The sequence below is a fragment of the Chryseosolibacter indicum genome, assembly GCF_018598585.1.
GTDB lineage: Bacteria > Bacteroidota > Bacteroidia > Cytophagales > Cyclobacteriaceae > Chryseosolibacter > Chryseosolibacter indicus.
This window is the reverse complement of the sequence record NZ_JAHESD010000033.1, coordinates 1-16,367: the sequence shown is the minus strand read 5'-3', so window position 1 is coordinate 16,367 and position 16,367 is coordinate 1. Positions and strand designations below refer to the sequence as shown.

13 protein-coding genes are annotated in these 16,367 nt (G+C 39.5%); 10 read left to right on the top strand and 3 right to left on the bottom strand.

The features are described from left to right. Positions 1 to 20 precede the first annotated feature (20 nt). From KK060_RS14565 to KK060_RS14555, 3 genes are read left to right on the top strand one after another with little or no spacing between them, the layout of a single operon-like run. Positions 21 to 3,167 carry a SusC/RagA family TonB-linked outer membrane protein gene (locus KK060_RS14565; RefSeq protein WP_254154487.1) on the top strand — a complete coding sequence of 1,049 codons (3,147 nt, stop codon included), beginning with the start codon at positions 21 to 23 and terminating at the stop codon, positions 3,165 to 3,167. 18 nt (positions 3,168 to 3,185) lie between these two features. Further along, positions 3,186 to 4,643: a SusD/RagB family nutrient-binding outer membrane lipoprotein gene (locus KK060_RS14560; protein ID WP_254154486.1), complete on the top strand. Its 1,458-nt coding sequence runs from the start codon at positions 3,186 to 3,188 to the stop codon at positions 4,641 to 4,643. 16 nt (positions 4,644 to 4,659) lie between these two features. Further along, a complete protein-coding gene (locus KK060_RS14555) occupies positions 4,660 to 4,989 on the top strand; it encodes a hypothetical protein (protein ID WP_254154485.1) in 330 nt (109 codons plus the stop codon). A gap of 60 nt (positions 4,990 to 5,049) precedes the next feature. Here the strand turns inward: KK060_RS14555 and KK060_RS14550 are convergent, their stop codons facing one another. The 3 genes from KK060_RS14550 to KK060_RS14540 all read right to left on the bottom strand — a co-directional run bounded on the left by KK060_RS14550 (position 5,050) and on the right by KK060_RS14540 (position 7,875). Beyond that, positions 5,050 to 5,256 (bottom strand): heavy-metal-associated domain-containing protein, encoded by a 207-nt coding sequence (locus KK060_RS14550; protein WP_254154484.1) that lies wholly within the window; start codon positions 5,254 to 5,256, stop codon positions 5,050 to 5,052. A 72-nt stretch (positions 5,257 to 5,328) separates the two neighbouring features. After that, on the bottom strand, positions 5,329 to 5,496 hold the full coding sequence (locus KK060_RS14545) for a hypothetical protein (RefSeq protein WP_254154483.1): 168 nt from the start codon (positions 5,494 to 5,496) through the stop codon (positions 5,329 to 5,331). Positions 5,497 to 5,619: 123 nt separating this feature from the next. Then, a complete protein-coding gene (locus KK060_RS14540; protein WP_254154482.1) occupies positions 5,620 to 7,875 on the bottom strand; it encodes a heavy metal translocating P-type ATPase in 2,256 nt (751 codons plus the stop codon). Positions 7,876 to 8,697: 822 nt separating this feature from the next. On the opposite strand from KK060_RS14540, the gene KK060_RS14535 reads away from it, so the two are divergent. From KK060_RS14535 to KK060_RS14505, 7 genes are all read left to right on the top strand, one after another. Then, complete coding sequence (locus KK060_RS14535) at positions 8,698 to 9,204, top strand: tryptophan-rich sensory protein (RefSeq protein ID WP_254154481.1); 507 nt, start codon at positions 8,698 to 8,700, stop codon at positions 9,202 to 9,204. Positions 9,205 to 9,619: 415 nt separating this feature from the next. Next, a complete protein-coding gene (locus KK060_RS14530; RefSeq protein WP_254154480.1) occupies positions 9,620 to 9,994 on the top strand; it encodes a response regulator in 375 nt (124 codons plus the stop codon). Then, positions 9,987 to 11,999 carry a chemotaxis protein CheA gene (locus KK060_RS14525; protein WP_254154479.1) on the top strand — a complete coding sequence of 671 codons (2,013 nt, stop codon included), beginning with the start codon at positions 9,987 to 9,989 and terminating at the stop codon, positions 11,997 to 11,999. Before KK060_RS14530 ends, KK060_RS14525 begins: the two co-directional genes overlap by 8 nt. A gap of 9 nt (positions 12,000 to 12,008) precedes the next feature. After that, a complete protein-coding gene (locus tag KK060_RS14520; protein WP_254154478.1) occupies positions 12,009 to 12,491 on the top strand; it encodes a chemotaxis protein CheW in 483 nt (160 codons plus the stop codon). Positions 12,492 to 12,527: 36 nt separating this feature from the next. Continuing rightward, complete coding sequence (locus KK060_RS14515; RefSeq protein WP_254154477.1) at positions 12,528 to 14,690, top strand: HAMP domain-containing methyl-accepting chemotaxis protein; 2,163 nt, start codon at positions 12,528 to 12,530, stop codon at positions 14,688 to 14,690. A 62-nt stretch (positions 14,691 to 14,752) separates the two neighbouring features. Further along, positions 14,753 to 15,982, top strand: coding sequence for a TolC family protein (locus tag KK060_RS14510; protein WP_254154476.1), 1,230 nt, complete (start codon positions 14,753 to 14,755; stop codon positions 15,980 to 15,982). A gap of 6 nt (positions 15,983 to 15,988) precedes the next feature. Next, positions 15,989 to 16,367: CheR family methyltransferase (locus KK060_RS14505; protein WP_302180092.1), on the top strand; the 379-nt coding region annotated here is incomplete at its 3' end.

Sequence of the window (16,367 nt, the reverse complement as noted above, 5' to 3'; positions counted from 1 at the left end):
TTTTAAAAAAGTAATGAGGTATGCAAAAATTTTTACAGATTCTATTTTTATGTCTGATGCTTCCGTTGAGTCATGTGCTGGCCCAGGGAAGAACGATTAGTGGTAGAGTAGTGGCAGCCGATCAGTCAGCGCTGCCAGGTGTAAACATCGTGCAGGAGGGGACTACAAATGGAACCGTTACGGATGCTAACGGTAATTACTCGATAACAGTAAATGAGGGAACAGGTAACCTTGTATTTACTTTTATTGGGTACCAAACAGTTACCCGGCCAATTGGTGATCAGACCACTATTAATGTTACACTTTCAGAAGATACTCAGCAACTATCCGAAGTGGTAGTTACTGCCTTAGGTATTGAGCGCGAAGCCAAAGCCTTAGGTTACTCTGTACAGGAGATACAGGGGGAGAGCATCACAAGAGTTAAAGAAACAAACGTTGTCAACAGTCTGCAGGGAAGGATAGCCGGCGTTCAGATCCAGGGAAATCAGGGAGCACTTGGTGGTTCATCAAGAATTCTCATCAGAGGAGCTAGATCCATTGCAAATGAAAACCAACCACTTTTTGTAGTCGATGGTATTCCTCTTGATAATTCAAACTTCAACTCAACAGATGTTCAACGAGGTGCTGGTGGTTATGATTACGGAAACGCAGCACAGGATGTCAATCCTGAGGATATTGAATCGGTAAACGTATTGAAGGGGCCTAGTGCTGCAGCGTTGTACGGCAACAGGGCAGCAAACGGAGTAATTATTATTACAACAAAAAAAGGAGCAAAGCGGAAAGGAATTGGTGTTGATGTAAGCTCTGATATTCAGTTTCAGGATATACTTATATTACCAGATTATCAAAATCAATACGGTGGGGGAGCAGGTCCTTTTTCGCGAAATGAACGAGGCGAGGATGTAGCACTATTTTATGTTGACGAAAGCTGGGGGCCAAGGCTTGATGGAAGACCGGTTCGTCAATACTACAGCTATTATCCGGAGTTTCCTGAATTCTATAATAAAACCACCCCATGGGTTGCACATCCTAATAATGTCCGTGATTTCTTTGAACTTGGAATTCAGAACACCAATTCAATTGCTTTCAACGGTGGAAATGAAAAAGGAACCTTTCGGTTGGCATATACCAATCTTAATGCAAAGGGAATAATGCCTAATAGTGACCTGGATAGAAACACTATTAACTTTAATGGTAGTTTTAATCTCACAGATAAGCTTACGGCTTCTGCGGGGGTAAACTACATCAATAGCACAGCTCAAGGCAGACCTGAGCAGGGATATTCCGATGTAATGGTACAATTCAATACTTTCGGACAGCGTCAAGTAGATATGGATATTCTTGACCGGTATTGGATCACTGCTACTGGTGAACAGGTTTCATGGAATCGCGACAGCGAGGATAACCCAAGACCGCGGTATTCTGATAATCCATACTGGATCAGACGTAAGAATTACCAAAATGATAGCAGGGATAGAATTTTTGGTAATGTTACCCTTAGCTATCAATTTAATAAATGGCTTAAGCTTACTGGTCGCATTATGAATGACTTTTATACTGACCGAAGAGAAGAGCGCAAAGCTACCGGCTCAGTAGGACAGTCTTTCTACATCTCAGAGATCAGACAGGTAAGAGAAACCAATGCAGATCTTATTCTTACTTTCACAGGAAATGTTACCAATAATCTATCACTTACTGCTTTTGTAGGGGGTAATATCCGCGAGAACCACTATAACCTTGATGCTGGTGAAACAGTAGGGGGCTTAAGCGTTCCTGACTTTTTCAACCTACAAAATTCTATGCAACGCCCTATCATTACAGATAATACAAGTCAAAGGAATATAAACAGTGTTTTTGGAAGCGTATCACTTGGTTATCGCGACCTGATTTACGTTGATGGAACGTTACGTAATGACTGGTCGTCAACATTGCCCTCAGGGAATAACTCATTTTTATATCCTTCTATAAGTGCAAGTTTTCTTTTGAGCAGTCTACCGGTATTTGAAGGATCGCAGCAAATATCATTGGCTAAGGTAAGAGGAAGTTATGCTGAGGCAGGAAATGATACTGATCCTTATCGTACAGGCTTCACTTATGAGCCCCAGAACTATTTTGGTTCTAACCCAAGTTATAGGGTTCCTGTTACTTTAAATAATCCTGAACTAAAACCCGAGAAAACCAGGTCATATGAATTTGGGGTTGACTTGCGCTTCTTTGATGATCGTTTAACTTTTGATGCAACTTATTATCATACTATTTCTACAGATCAAATTTTTCAGGTTCCTGTAAGTGGTGCTTCTGGTTATACATCCCAAATTATAAATGCAGGACGCGTTCGCAATAATGGAATTGAGATAGCACTGTCGGGAGCGCCTGTGGTGACAGAGAACTTCCGGTGGGATATTGGTATAAACTGGGCTCGTAATAGAAATAGGTTATTAGAGTTACCTGAGGGAATAGAGAATTATCGGATCGCTACAGGTCCTTTTGCGGTAACCATAGATGCACGTGTAGGTCAGCCGTTAGGAGTAATTACTGGTTACGACTATGTTTACCAGGACGGAAAGAAAGTAGTAGATGATAATGGAGTTTATGCTTTCTCTGATCAGCTTGTGCCATTGGGATCGGTTCTTGCCGATTGGACTGGCGGTTTAACAAGTAGCTTTAACTACAAAGGCATTAACCTTAGTTTTCTTTTCAGCGCACAATATGGCGGTGAATTGTATTCGCTCACCAGTACATTTGGTAAATACAGCGGGATGATGGAGGAAACAGTAGCAGGTAATATCAGGCAACAGTATATGGTAGTTGATGGTGTTAAAGAAGATGAGGACGGCAACTTTGTTCCTAATGATATTGAGATAAGTCCTGTTGATTTCTTTGCGTCTATGTTTGGTCATGGACGGGCATTTGTTTACGATGCAAGCTTTGTTAAACTTCGCGAAATCTCTCTGGGATATTCATTGCCTCAATCTCTTATTGCAAACACCCCGTTCAGGAGTATTTCTTTTTCATTGATAGGAAGAAACCTTGCGATTTTGTATAAAAACGTGCCACACCTGGATCCCGAAGCTGCTGTTACTGGATCCGGAAATATACAGGGATACGAAGGTGGTGCTATCCCTAGTTTAAGGTCTTATGGTGCAAGTATCAGGTTGGGATTTTAAGATCATAAATTTTCATCTATGAAAAATTCAATTAAACATATATTACAGATATCAGTGATTTCATGTGCGTTTATGTTTGCATGTGAAGATTTTGAAGAAACGAACACAAATCCTAATCAACCGGAAGATGTACCGAGAGGTTATCTTTTCACATATGCTGTTGAAACGATTATGGATCAGGTATATGGAGGATTTGACAATTCCAGGGTAGGCATGACCTTGGCTCAATACTGGTCTCAGAACCAATATACGGAAGAGAGCCGTTATCAGTACAGGCCTGCAACAAACAATACAACCTGGAACACGATCTATACAGGCATATATAACCTCCAGGAGATTATTAGGTTGAATGAAGAAGATGAATTAACAGGAAGTGACAATGAGATTGCCATTGCGACTATTATGCAGGTTTGGACCTATCAGTTTCTTACTGATCTTTATGGAGACATTCCTTATGAAAACGCTTTATTGGCAAAGCAGGATACACTTGCTCCTGCATATTCGAGACAGCAGGATATTTATCCTGACCTGTTAAGGCGCTTAAGAGCTGCACGTGACATGATCGATGTCGCAGCTCCAGGCTTTGCCAGTGGTGATATTATCTATGATGGTGACATGGAACTCTGGCGCAAGTTTGCAAACTCACTCATGCTTCGTGTGGCGATAAGAATGGTCGATAGAATGGAGCAAGAGTCACTTGCAGCAATTACAGAAGCATATACATCAGGCGTGTTTGAAGACTATACCGAAACTGCGCAAATTAACTATCTGGCGTCTCAGCCTGCCACAAATCCACTCTATGTCGATGTTATTGTTGGTAATCGAAACGATTTTTCAAGTAGTAATACACTTATTGATGTTCTGCTGGCTAGAAATGATCCTCGTATTAATGCTTACTTTGCTCCTGCTAAGAATTCGGGACAGTTTATCGGACGGCCCTATGGTCAAAATGCAGCAGCTGCAAACGCGCTTGTTCCTGATGCCGTATCCCAACTCAGTGCTAAAATACTTTCTCCGGATTTACCAGGACTTATCATGGATGCCGCAGAAGTTAAATTCATTTTAGCAGAAGCAGTTCAAAGGGGAGCAGCCCTTGGTAAAACTGCAGCTGATTTTTATGGTGAAGGAATTCGCGAGTCAATGGAGTACTGGGAGGTGGCTACTCCTGCACAAATTGATAACTACATTTTAGCAAATCCTTATGATGCTGGTAACTGGAAGCAATCTTTGGGAGTTCAAAAATGGATTGCATTATATATGCAAGGATTCCAGGGATGGGCAGAATACAGGAGGTTGGATTTTACGGGTATTCTTAAAATGCCTGTAAGCGGTCCCTTGGTGAGTATTAACCAAGTACCTGTACGCAGAACTTATCCACCTGATGAGCAAACCTTAAACAGACAGAACTACATCACAGCAATAGAGAAACAAGGTCCGGATGAGTTGACAACAAAAGTTTGGTGGGATTTATTTTGAGCTAAATAATTTTACTATGAAGAAATTTAAAATCTATATACTAACCAGCGCTATTCTATTTTGTTTACTCTTCTCTTGTACTGATCCTGAAGAAACAATGTCGTGGAGGCCAGGCAGTAGCCTACATATTATTGGGGAAGGGGAGATTACGGTGGGAGAAGAATTTGAGTACTATGTAGATGGTTACACGATTAATGAAACGTATACTTGGACACTGGATGGTGCTGCCATCACCCCTACCCGTGGAGGTGAATTTGTAATTCTAAACTTTAATAGTCCTGGTACTCACTCGCTCTCTGTAACAAATGGACGATTAACAGGAACGATGGAAATAGTGGCAGAATAAACAGTAATAAAAAAGACAACTCTAAACAAAAGAGAGCTCCACTTAGAGCTCTCTTTTATTTTAAATTACTTCTGCTTTAAACCCTGCCTTCTCAACAACCTTGATGATTTTATCTTTGTCTTGTTCTCCTTTAACTGTAAGAACTTTAGATGGACTGCTGATATCTACTTCCCATTTAGTTTCACCAAAGGCTTCGTTGAGAAATGGTGTAGCTTTAGCAATACATCCTGCACATTTTATTGTAGTCTTGAATTTAGATGTTCCCATAATTCAGTTTATTTATTGTATAATGTTTTCTGTTTCTGCTTTTAAATAAAATAGATAGTCGCAAGAAGAGGGTTATTTTGTGGTATTATATCCAGCCTTTTCTAATGCATGGATAATAGCATTCTTTGTTAAACCATATCTTAGTTCTATCTCTGCCTCTGTAGGCGCTGTCGTTCTGATGCTACCTCCTATAGCTTCTACGGCACTAGTGGCAGTCATGCAGCAATCGCTATTTTTCATATTTAAATTTGTTGGGCCTGGTGTTTTCATAACGTAAACTTTACTTAATAAACACGTCAAGGAATTTTTTTGATTATATATAATTCGACAAACGTTATAAAATTATCAGATTGGTGCTTACGCTTAAATCTTTGTTGTTCTTAGTCGCAGACTATTAGCTACGACGCTTACAGAACTCAAAGCCATAGCCGCACCTGCGATCATCGGGTCAAGAAGAAAACCATTGAGAGGATATAAAGCACCTGCTGCCAGAGGGATACCTATTACGTTGTATATGAAGGCCCAAAACAAGTTTTGTCTGACGCCCTGTACTGTTTTCGTTGAAAGATTTAATGCTTTGGGGATAGACATCAGATCAGATGTTATCAATGTCATCTTAGCTACGTCCATTGCAATATCTGATCCTTTACCCATCGCAATACTGATGTCTGCTTGTGCCAATGCCTGTGAGTCGTTGATGCCGTCGCCAACCATCGCTACGACTTTGCCTTGTGCTTGTAAGTGTTTTACAAAATCAGCTTTATCAGAAGGTAATACATTTGCCTTATAGTGGTTTAAATTAACCTGCGCTGCAACAGCTCTTGCTGTTTGCTCATTGTCGCCTGTGAGCATATAAACATCTATACCTTTTTTTTGTAGTAAACCGATGGCATCTCTTGATGTCGCCTTTATTCGGTCTGCAATTGCGATTAGTGCAATTACTTTATTATCGTCAGTAAAGTATACCACTGTTTTAGCTTCTGACTGCAGTGTTAAAGCTTTTGAAATGATGCTGTCGGAAATTTTAATATTGTGTTCCTCAATTAGCTTCTTATTACCAATATAATAAGTAGTGTTATCCGCTTTTCCTTTTACTCCCCGGGCAGTAATGCTTTCAAATGCATCTAAAGCAACAGATTTTATCTGTTGTGGTTTTAGCTTATTCACGACAGCGTCAGCCAGCGGATGTTCGGATTGATATTCAAGCGTGTATAATATTCTTTGATAAGTTTCCACTTCTTTTTCAGTCGCAGCCCAGATGAGGTCTGTCACCACGGGTTTCCCTTCTGTAATGGTGCCGGTCTTATCAAGTATGATTGCATTAACCTTATGTGCCAGCTCCAGGCTTTCTGCATCTTTAATCAGAATGTTATTTTCAGCACCTTTTCCTACACCAACCATAATGGCAGTAGGGGTTGCAAGTCCTAAAGCGCAAGGACAAGCAATAACAAGTACTGTGACTGAAGTGAGAAGTGCGTGCGTAAATGCATTGTCTCCTCCAAATATCATCCATGCAATGAAGGTAAGTAAAGCAATGCCAATTACAACAGGTACAAATACTCCAGCTATTCTATCGACAAGCTTTTGCACAGGTGCCTTGCTTCCTTGTGCTTGTTGCACCATTTTAATAATCTGCGCCAATATGGTTTCGTTACCTACTTTTTGAGCTTCAAACTGAAAGCTTCCTTTCTGATTGATGGTACCTGCAAAAACTTTATCACCATATTTCTTTTCGATCGGTACAGGTTCACCTGTGATCATGCTTTCATCAACAAAAGAACTACCGTTCATTAGAGTTCCATCAACAGGTATTTTTTCTCCTGGTCTTACCACTATGATATGGCCATGTTTTACAGATGCGACTGGTAACTCGTGTTCTGTGTTGTCCATAATTACGTGAACTGTTTTTGGTTGAAGCCCCATTAGTTTTTTAATGGCCGATGATGTATTTGACTTCGCCTTTTCTTCTAGCAGCTTGCCTAACGAAATGAATGTTATAACCACTGCTGCAGCTTCATAGTAAACATGCGCATGTAAGTTTCTTGAATGCCAGAAGTCAGGGAAAAATGTGTTAAATGCACTGAACAAAAAGGCAATTCCTGTAGATAATGCAACAAGTGTATCCATATTTGCTTGCCTGTGTCGTGCCTGCCTCCATGCATTTATAAAGAAGCTTCTACCGAAATAAAAGACAACAGGAGCGGAGAGGATCATGGATATATAGGAACCATATGGTATATCCATAAAGAACATCGCAATAATAACAACAGGTATAGTCAGTATTGAGGACCATATTGTCCTTCGCTTTAATGCTTTATAATGTTTACGTTGTGCTTCTTCCTGTATAGCCTGTGGATCTTCGGTATCAACTACCAGGTCGTAGCCAATTGATCGTACTGCATTTTGGAGCTCGGTTGGTTTGATTTGTTGCTGATCGTACTCTACCCACGCAGTTTGATTTGCAAAATTCACAGCAACATCTTTAACACCTGCGGTTGATTTTAGTATAGACTCAACACTTACAGCGCAGGCGGCACAACTCATTTCTAAAACAGGAAAGGTGTTACGTATAACGTTTCCTTTCTGTGGCTTCACTTGAATTTCACTTACAGCAGACATGTATAAGAGTTTAAATTCCAATCATTCTATACTACAATTATACACGCTCGATGGAGTTTAAGTTTTATATTTTAGCTGGTAAGTGTTATATCATTTTATGTTCTTATACAGAGGCTATAAAAAGGAAAAAGTCCCGCTAAACGACTTTAGACAGGACTTCCCCTTTACCCTAACCAAAACAAAGAATGATTGCTTTTTGTATAATAAAAACTATACCTACAGAAACAGCCTTATGATAAAAACGGGCTTCAACGGAATGATTAGGCGATGTTTTGCATTAATTGAATAGATGCTTCCGTGGTTTGATGTTGATCTTATCTATAGGAAGTGACTTCTTAATTGTAGTGAAACAACGAATGAAAATGTCAGCGGTTTCTTTATTGCCGTCGTTTTTATTTAAAAAATGATTTCCATACTTTTTAGTTGTAAAAGCTACACTATTGAACATTATGTAGAACTACTGTATGTAAAATGCAGTGCGAAGGCTAGGAAAAATTTGGTACTCCTTCCAAGGTAGATTAAGTATTCTCTAAGTATTCCCTAAGGCTTCTCTAAGACATTCTCCACAGTCTCTGCACACTACTTGCACTCTCGCTCCAGTCTTATGAAATATTTATAAGTAATAAGGAAATTAAATACGAGCCAGGCAGGAAAGGAATGAGACACTCGTAACAAGGGCTAGTGTTCTTCAAGATACGAAGAACAAGTAAATTGATGAATGGACTTTTAATAAATTATTTACCTCCAAGAAGCTTTACATAGCCGGCCTCTAAGGCATAAATTTATTTCAAACGTGCTATTGTCAAATTTTAAATATCGATTATGAACACGAAGTTATCATGGTGGCAGATAGGGTTGGCTTCGGTAGCCATCTCTACGATCGGAGGGTTGATAGGCAGGAAACCTGGTAAGACAGAAGCAGTGTCATACGCTAAGTACAAGCAGGCGCCGTGGGCACCACCACCATGGCTGTTTGGTCCCGCATGGATGGCCAACAATTATTTCTTACTAACCGGACTTCAAAAGTTAGTTAATTCGGATAGTCGGAATAAGAAGACATTACTGTATTTACAAATCCCAATCTGGGCCATCTTTTTCTCATTTGGGTACGTATATGCCAATAAGAAAAGCCCGGTACTTGCAGCAGGATGGACAGTAGCAGATGCGCTTCTTGCGGCGACCAGTTTTGCAGTAGCTCTTAAACAAGACAAGAAACTGTCATACTACTTTCTGCCATTATTGAGTTGGACTTCTTACGCATCTACTGTAGCTGTATATCAGGCAGTAAAGAATAATGACCCTGTGCTACATACTAAAGCTGCGGCGTAATACAACGTCCAATAGTAATAGGAGTATTTAACGATTGCTATTAATAAGGAAGGGATTCAACGTGAGTTCCTTTCTTTCAACATCATCTTCTTTTAATTAATATATCCTTAACAAATCTTTCATCCAAAGAAGGGCATTTCTCGACGCTACTAAAATCAGGTTATAAGTGTAGGTGGAACACAATGTAAATTTTTTGAAAATCTTGCATCGTTACTGCTAAGTGTTAATACTTAGGTGAGATTACAAAATGAGCATAAGTTGCATAAAAAGGAGATCAGCAGTAAAAATTAACGTTGAGTTAACTTGAAATCTTTCTTTAACATGCTAAGCTAGTGTTTGGTAAAAATTGCCGCTGCTTTTGTATTCATCTTGCTGCCTTAAAAATTCCTTAAGCAAGGCTTAATAATTCCTTAAAATGAAGAAAATTCTGGTAGTAGATGATTTCAAAAGCATTCGTGAATTTATATGTGACACATTAAAGCGTAAAGGATATGAAATCCTCGATGCAAGTAATGGAAATGAAGCTTTTCAAGTACTTACTGAGCACAAGGGAGACATTAATCTCGTTCTCTCAGACTATAACATGCCAGATTGTAATGGTCTAGAACTTCTTAAAAAGATAAAAGCAGATTCATCTGTAGCGAAAACCCCAGTTATATTTCTTACAACCGAATCAAGCCCGGAAAAAATGAGAGCGGCTAAAGAAGCTGGACTTTCAGCGTGGATTAAAAAGCCATACAGAACAGAAACGTTCTTTGCACAGATCGAAAATGTGTTGAAGAATGGATAGTAATCAACTTCGGTTTGTTGAGGATACGCTGGACTTATTGAATGATCTTGATGAAGGATTGTTGCAACTTGAAGCTAACCCTCATGCAACAGCACCCTTGGAACAGGTATTCAGGACCATGCACACTATCAAAGGTGCTGCCAACATGTTTGGATTTGATAATATTGGGAACCTGGCACACCAACTTGAATCACTCTTTGATCTTGTAAGATCCAATAAGCTGCAGGTTACTGATTCTTTAATCAGTATTACGCTTCAGGCTTTTGACAACGTTCGTAATCTTCTTCAGGCAAAGGAATTTGAAAGAATTGTAAAGGATTCTCTTTTGCAAGAGCATATTGATACAAGCATTTCTTATTATAAGGAGGCAATTGCCAGCAGTAATATTGATGAGACAGTTTCAACCATAGACAAGGATGAGCTTGTTACATATTTCATCAGCGTTACTCCTTCCATAGATATTACTAAAGATGGAAATCATCCACTGGTTTTTATCATGCTAGACCTTGAAGGCCTTGGTACTTCCCGAACGAAAGTATTCGCACAAGGAGAGACAATTAAACAATGGCATTTATTCATAGCTACCACAACATCTCTTGCCGAATTGCAAAGTTATTTTCTGTTTGTTGAAGGTGAATGTAATGTTGAATATCAAAGAATTGCCACGGGAAACCTGATAGAAGATCATGAATTTCAACAATGCATCGAGAAGTTTAATGATGGACAGTTTCAATGGGAGAAGCTTCTTGAAGAGGCGACGCAGGCACAGGAGAGATTAAAAGTGATTCAGACAGAAGAGCTGGTTGAGAAAGGCGGTCCAACCACTCCTGTCAGAAAAGCGCAGTCCGATGCTATCATAAAAGTAGACAAACGGAAGATTGACGATTTATTGAACTGGATTAGTGAATTGCTTGTGTTACAAGCGCAGCTGTCGACAATTAGCAATGATAGTAATAATGCAACTCTTCGCCAGGTGGCAGAGAATTTGGAAATGATTACAGGCAGACTCCGTGACACTTCTTTGGAAATAGGGCTTGTGCCTATAGAAACGTTAGTTACAAAGTTTAAAAGGTTTGTTCGAGATCTGTCGAAGTCCCTTAATAAGAAAGTAAATTTTCTAAGTGAAGGTTCCGATACGGAAATGGACAAAGATGTGATCGAGATGATGTCGGAGCCAATGATTCATCTCATAAGAAATGCTATAGACCATGGCATCAGCTCTCCAGAAGTACGCAAAGCTGAAGGTAAAAGCGAATTTGGTACTGTAAAACTCAAAGCGTTTAATAGCAGTGCCTATGTAAACATCATTATCAGCGATGATGGGAAAGGTATTGATAAGGAGGCTGTACTTCGTAAAGCTATAAAAGAAGGAGTGGTGAGTGAAGACATCACACTTTCAGAGGAAGAGGTTTTCAATCTCATATTTCATCCGGGTTTGTCTACTGCTGATAAAGTTTCTGATATATCAGGAAGGGGAGTTGGTATGGATGTTGTAAGACAAAAAATTAATGAGCTACGAGGCAGTATCACAATTAAAAGTGAGAAGGGTAAAGGCACAGCTTTTCATATTAAGCTTCCGCTATCGCGTTCTATAATAGAAGGTCTGCTGGTGAAGGTAGCTGATACACGATATGTAGTGCCTTTAAATGTTATAGAGCGTATTGATCGGATTTCTTATGAATCCTTATATGCCGGGGAACGAGTAAATACATCTGTTCTTGTTAATGATGAGTTGCTGCCTGTTCTCTCGCTCCGCAAGCAATTTCACAACGATGTAGTTGATGTCCCTAAAACTGCAGATGTTATTTCAATATCAATTGACGGGAAGAGGAAGGGAATAGCGGTTGATAAAATTGAAGGCAAAATGCAGACGGTGTTAAAACCATTGGGTGATGTCTATCAACAACAGGATTTCATTGCAGGTAGTACCATTTTAGGTAATGGCAGTTTGGCGCTTGTATTGGATCCCTCTCGATTACTTAAGCTTGAACATAATAAAAATTAAGAAGGTGTTATGCAAAATGAAAGTCAGTTGAAGTCCTATATTACTTTTGGTCTTGGCGATGAGAAATTTGCGCTTGCAGTTGATCATGTGCAGGAGATTGTAGAGTTGGACAAAGTAACAAAGATACCAAATGCGCCGCATTATATGTTAGGTATTATAAACCTCAGGGGTAAAGTTCTTCCCCTGTTAGACACGCGCCTGAAGTTAGGCTTATCCGAAGCGCTTGCAACAAAGAAGAGTCGAATAATGGTTATCGATATTATGGTAACCGATGAAAAAGTTATTCAAATAGGAGCATTGGTTGATGTGGCAAAAGAGGTTATTGAACTTTCGCCATCTGATATCCAGGAAGCTCCTGAATTTGAAAACTACAACACAAAGACGCCCATCACCGGAGTTGTGAATAACAAAGGCGACATTACGATGATAATGGATGTTAATAAGGTTTTCTCATCAGCAGACATTCTTCAACTTAATCAAATAATGAACTAGCACTAGAATATTTTTTACTTAATACACCCCACTTACATGATTAAAAATTTAACTATTCGGACGAAGCTTGTAGCTGCATTTACCGTACTCTTACTGCTCATGGCAGTAATTTTTGCTGTATCTTATTTTCGTATTGGCGAGATTAACGATAGACTAAACAAAATCACTGATATAAGTACTATTCAGCTCCAGCTTATTGGTGATATAGAGGTAAACCTTACCGAAATTAGTAGAGACCAAAAGAAAATTATTCAGGCAGAAAACATGGAGGCGATGAATGGCTTAAAACGTTCCATCGATGGATTCGTTGATGAATTGACTACATCTATTGCGGAGCTTGAAAAGATAAGTGATGGAGACATCTTATTAAAAACAAAAGAGCTTAAAGCACGGGTTAACGAGTTTATTAGTGTAGGGTCAAACGTAGTTAACTTAGCGCTTCAAAATTCAGAGGTAGTAGCAACACAACTTTCAAGAAATGAAGGAGAAATTGAGTTCGGTAAGTTAAAAACCACTTTAGATGAGCTTTTAGGAAAACTTTCAACGTCGGGAGCAAAAGAGCAGGTGGATAGAGTACATCGCATGAGAAGCTTGCTGGTGGATTTGAAGAATTCGGAAAATGCCATGATAGCGGCAGAAACAGATGAGGAAAACAAAGAGGTGATTAGAAAAACTGGAACACTTGAAACTCAGATTGAGTTACTAAGCACGTCTATCGGTGGAAGCCTGAGTGGCGAGAATAAAGCATTGTTTGATAGGTATCAAATGCAGTACAGCAACTTCTATAACGTGCACTTAAAAGTTAGGGAGCTTGCCATGCAAAACACCAATACAAAGGCGGAAGCTTTGTCAGAAGGGGAAGTTGAAAAGCTTGACGATGCAAGTGATGCGGTATTATCACAAGTAGAGGCAACGATAGAAAGTAGTCTAGCGACGGACCGCATTATAACTGATGATATGTATACTAGTACTATTGTTACGATGGTAATTATCATCTCTGTGGCAGTACTTATTGGCATCCTTGTGGCTACCTGGCTGTTGAAGGATATAACCGCTTCATTAAATATTGCAAAGACTACAATTAAGAAGATCGCTCAAGGGGACTTCTCTGCTAATGTTAATTTGGATAAGAAAGATGAGATAGGAGAGATGTTGAATGAACTTCAGTATATGCTCGAAAAATTACGGAGCAGTGTAGACGTAGCCAAGAAAGTTGCTAAAGGGGATTTAACAATTGATTTTGCTTCTATCAAGAATAAAGGAGGCGATCTTGATGAGGCTTTGGAAACAATGGTTACGAGCCTTCGTGAAATTGCTTCTACCATTTATAATGGTGCTGAAAATGTATCCGCTGCAAGTCAGCAGGTAGCCTCTGCATCACAACAAATGTCACAGGGAGCACAGGAGCAGGCAAGTGCATCAGAAGAGGTATCTTCTTCTATGGAGCAGATGGTTGCTAATATTCAGCAAAACACTGATAACTCGCGTGAGACAGAGAAGATTTCTAACAAAGCTGCAAAGGATATACAGGTAAGCAGTGAATCCGTATCTGAAACAGTAGAAGCGATTACCAACATTGCAGAGAAGATCGCAATAATAGAAGAAATTGCTTCTAAAACAGATTTGCTCGCACTTAATGCTGCGGTAGAAGCCGCGCGTGCTGGTGAGCATGGAAAAGGTTTTGCAGTAGTTGCGGCTGAAGTACGCAAACTTGCAGAGCGGAGCCAGAAGGCTGCAGCGGAGATTACGGAAATATCTGCTAAGACGGTTAAGGCCGCACAGCAGTCTAAAGAACTTCTGCTCAACACCCTTCCAGATATAAACAAAACAGCACAACTTGTACAAGAAATAGCTGCGGCGAGTGTTGAACAAAATACAGGTGCAGATCAGGTTAATACAGCTATCCAACAACTTTCTCAAGTTACACAAGGAAATGCATCTGCGGCTGAGGAAATGTCTTCTAATGCTGAAGAGTTAAATAGCCAGGCTGAAGAGTTAAAGGCTGCAGTAAGCTATTTCAAACTTGACAATAATTCACTTTCTAAATTCAGGAAGTCAAGGGTAAGCACATCGCTGCGTACTCCCGCTAAATCCCAATCTAGATTTGAGGTTGTTGGGTCTAATGGAAATGGACATGTTAAAGGGTTTGATATAAAGTTTGATGGTGGACCTTCAGATAGCGAATTCACTGAGATGTAGGCTAAAGCATGCTTAGTAAATAACTATTGAGAAGATCATCTTTGAAACTTTATTTGTAAACCATGAAATACAGAAGTTGCTTTATTCTATGGTTAGTGTGGCTTGTCTCTATGGCAAGCTACGCACAAACCATTCAAAACATATCACCTGAATCCAGAATTTCGGTTGCAGCATTTATCGAAATAATTAATGCTCATGAAGATATCATTCAAGCTGAGAAAGAACTACTTCTTGCTGATGCTGAAATTGAAATAGCTTCTGCTTCTCCTACGCCAACCCTCGTTTTTGGGAATGCATGTGGTGACATCAGCGGGATAAATATGCCACATCAATTGTTTACCGGGCTTGAATTTACACTTGAGACAGGTGGAAAAAGGAAAAGGCGGATTCGGTATGCTAAAGCTCAGGCAAATGTTTCACTTATTCAGTACAAGATCTTTGTTAAGAATTTTAAGCGTGATGCATTACTACTTTATAATGAATGTTGGTTAAGAGAAAATGAGCTTGCTACGATAAAGAAACACTATCACAGAATCGCTGCATTGGTTCCTGATGATAGTATAAGTTCATTAAAGAAGAAGGTTGAGTTAAAAAGACTTAAAATCAACCTGGAAGAAAAGGAGATCACGTTAAGAGAAAGTTTAACAGAACTGACTACGTTAATCGGACAATCAACGTTAGTTCATCCCCTTGAGCCGGTTTGGACTGATAGTACCGCAATACCGGGTAATTTTTTTAATGACGATAACATAATGGTGAAAGAACGAAAAGCCTCGACGATGCTTGCCTTTGAAGGCCTTGCATTGGCGCAAAGTAACAGGAGAGGGGATATTGGTTTGGCTATCGGAGATAATTATATGACTGAGGCTACTAATCCTGAGGCGCCTTCTCCAAGCTATCACGCGATTAGCGCAACGCTGTCTATTCCTATTCGGTTTTCTTCACGTAAAGCAAACGCTTCTGTAGATAAGTTTAGCCGGGAGTCATTGGTACAACAGGAAGTGGAGAACATAAATGAATTGAAGAGCAGTTGGACAGACTTATACAAAAGGAGAAATAATCTTTTAACTGAGTTAAGGGATATTTCTGCTCTTATCAACGAGCAGGAGAAAATAATCAACATGTCATACTCAAGTAGTATAAAAGAGTTATTACTTGAAATGGCTCGGCTTTATGAATTCAGAATGCTTGAATGGGATACCAAAAATAATCTGGCGAAAGTGAATGCAGAATTTTTTTGGCATTCTGAACAATTGCCTGCAAATCATTTTATGGTTGTAGGAACAAAATAATCGGGTATGCAACAAACAGGTATAAGCGATTCTCTTTTTCTCAAAATGGACGACGAAAGTTTTAATCGTCTGAGTTCTTATGTTACGAAAGAATACGGTATAAAACTTCCTCCCTCCAAACGCTCAATGTTAGAGAGCAGACTTAACAAGAAAGTTAAGGCGTTGGGGATGGATAATTACAAGAATTTTTTAGACTACATATTTAGCGAAGAGGGTAAGCAATCTGAACTTTTTCATGTTGTTGACCTCATAACCACAAATAAAACGGACTTCTTTCGCGAGCCGGCTCATTTTGAATTTTTAACAAATGATTTTTTGCCGCAAAAGCAAAATGAGGGAAAAGACTTATTGAATTTTTGGTCGGCCGGTTGTTCTACAGGTGAGG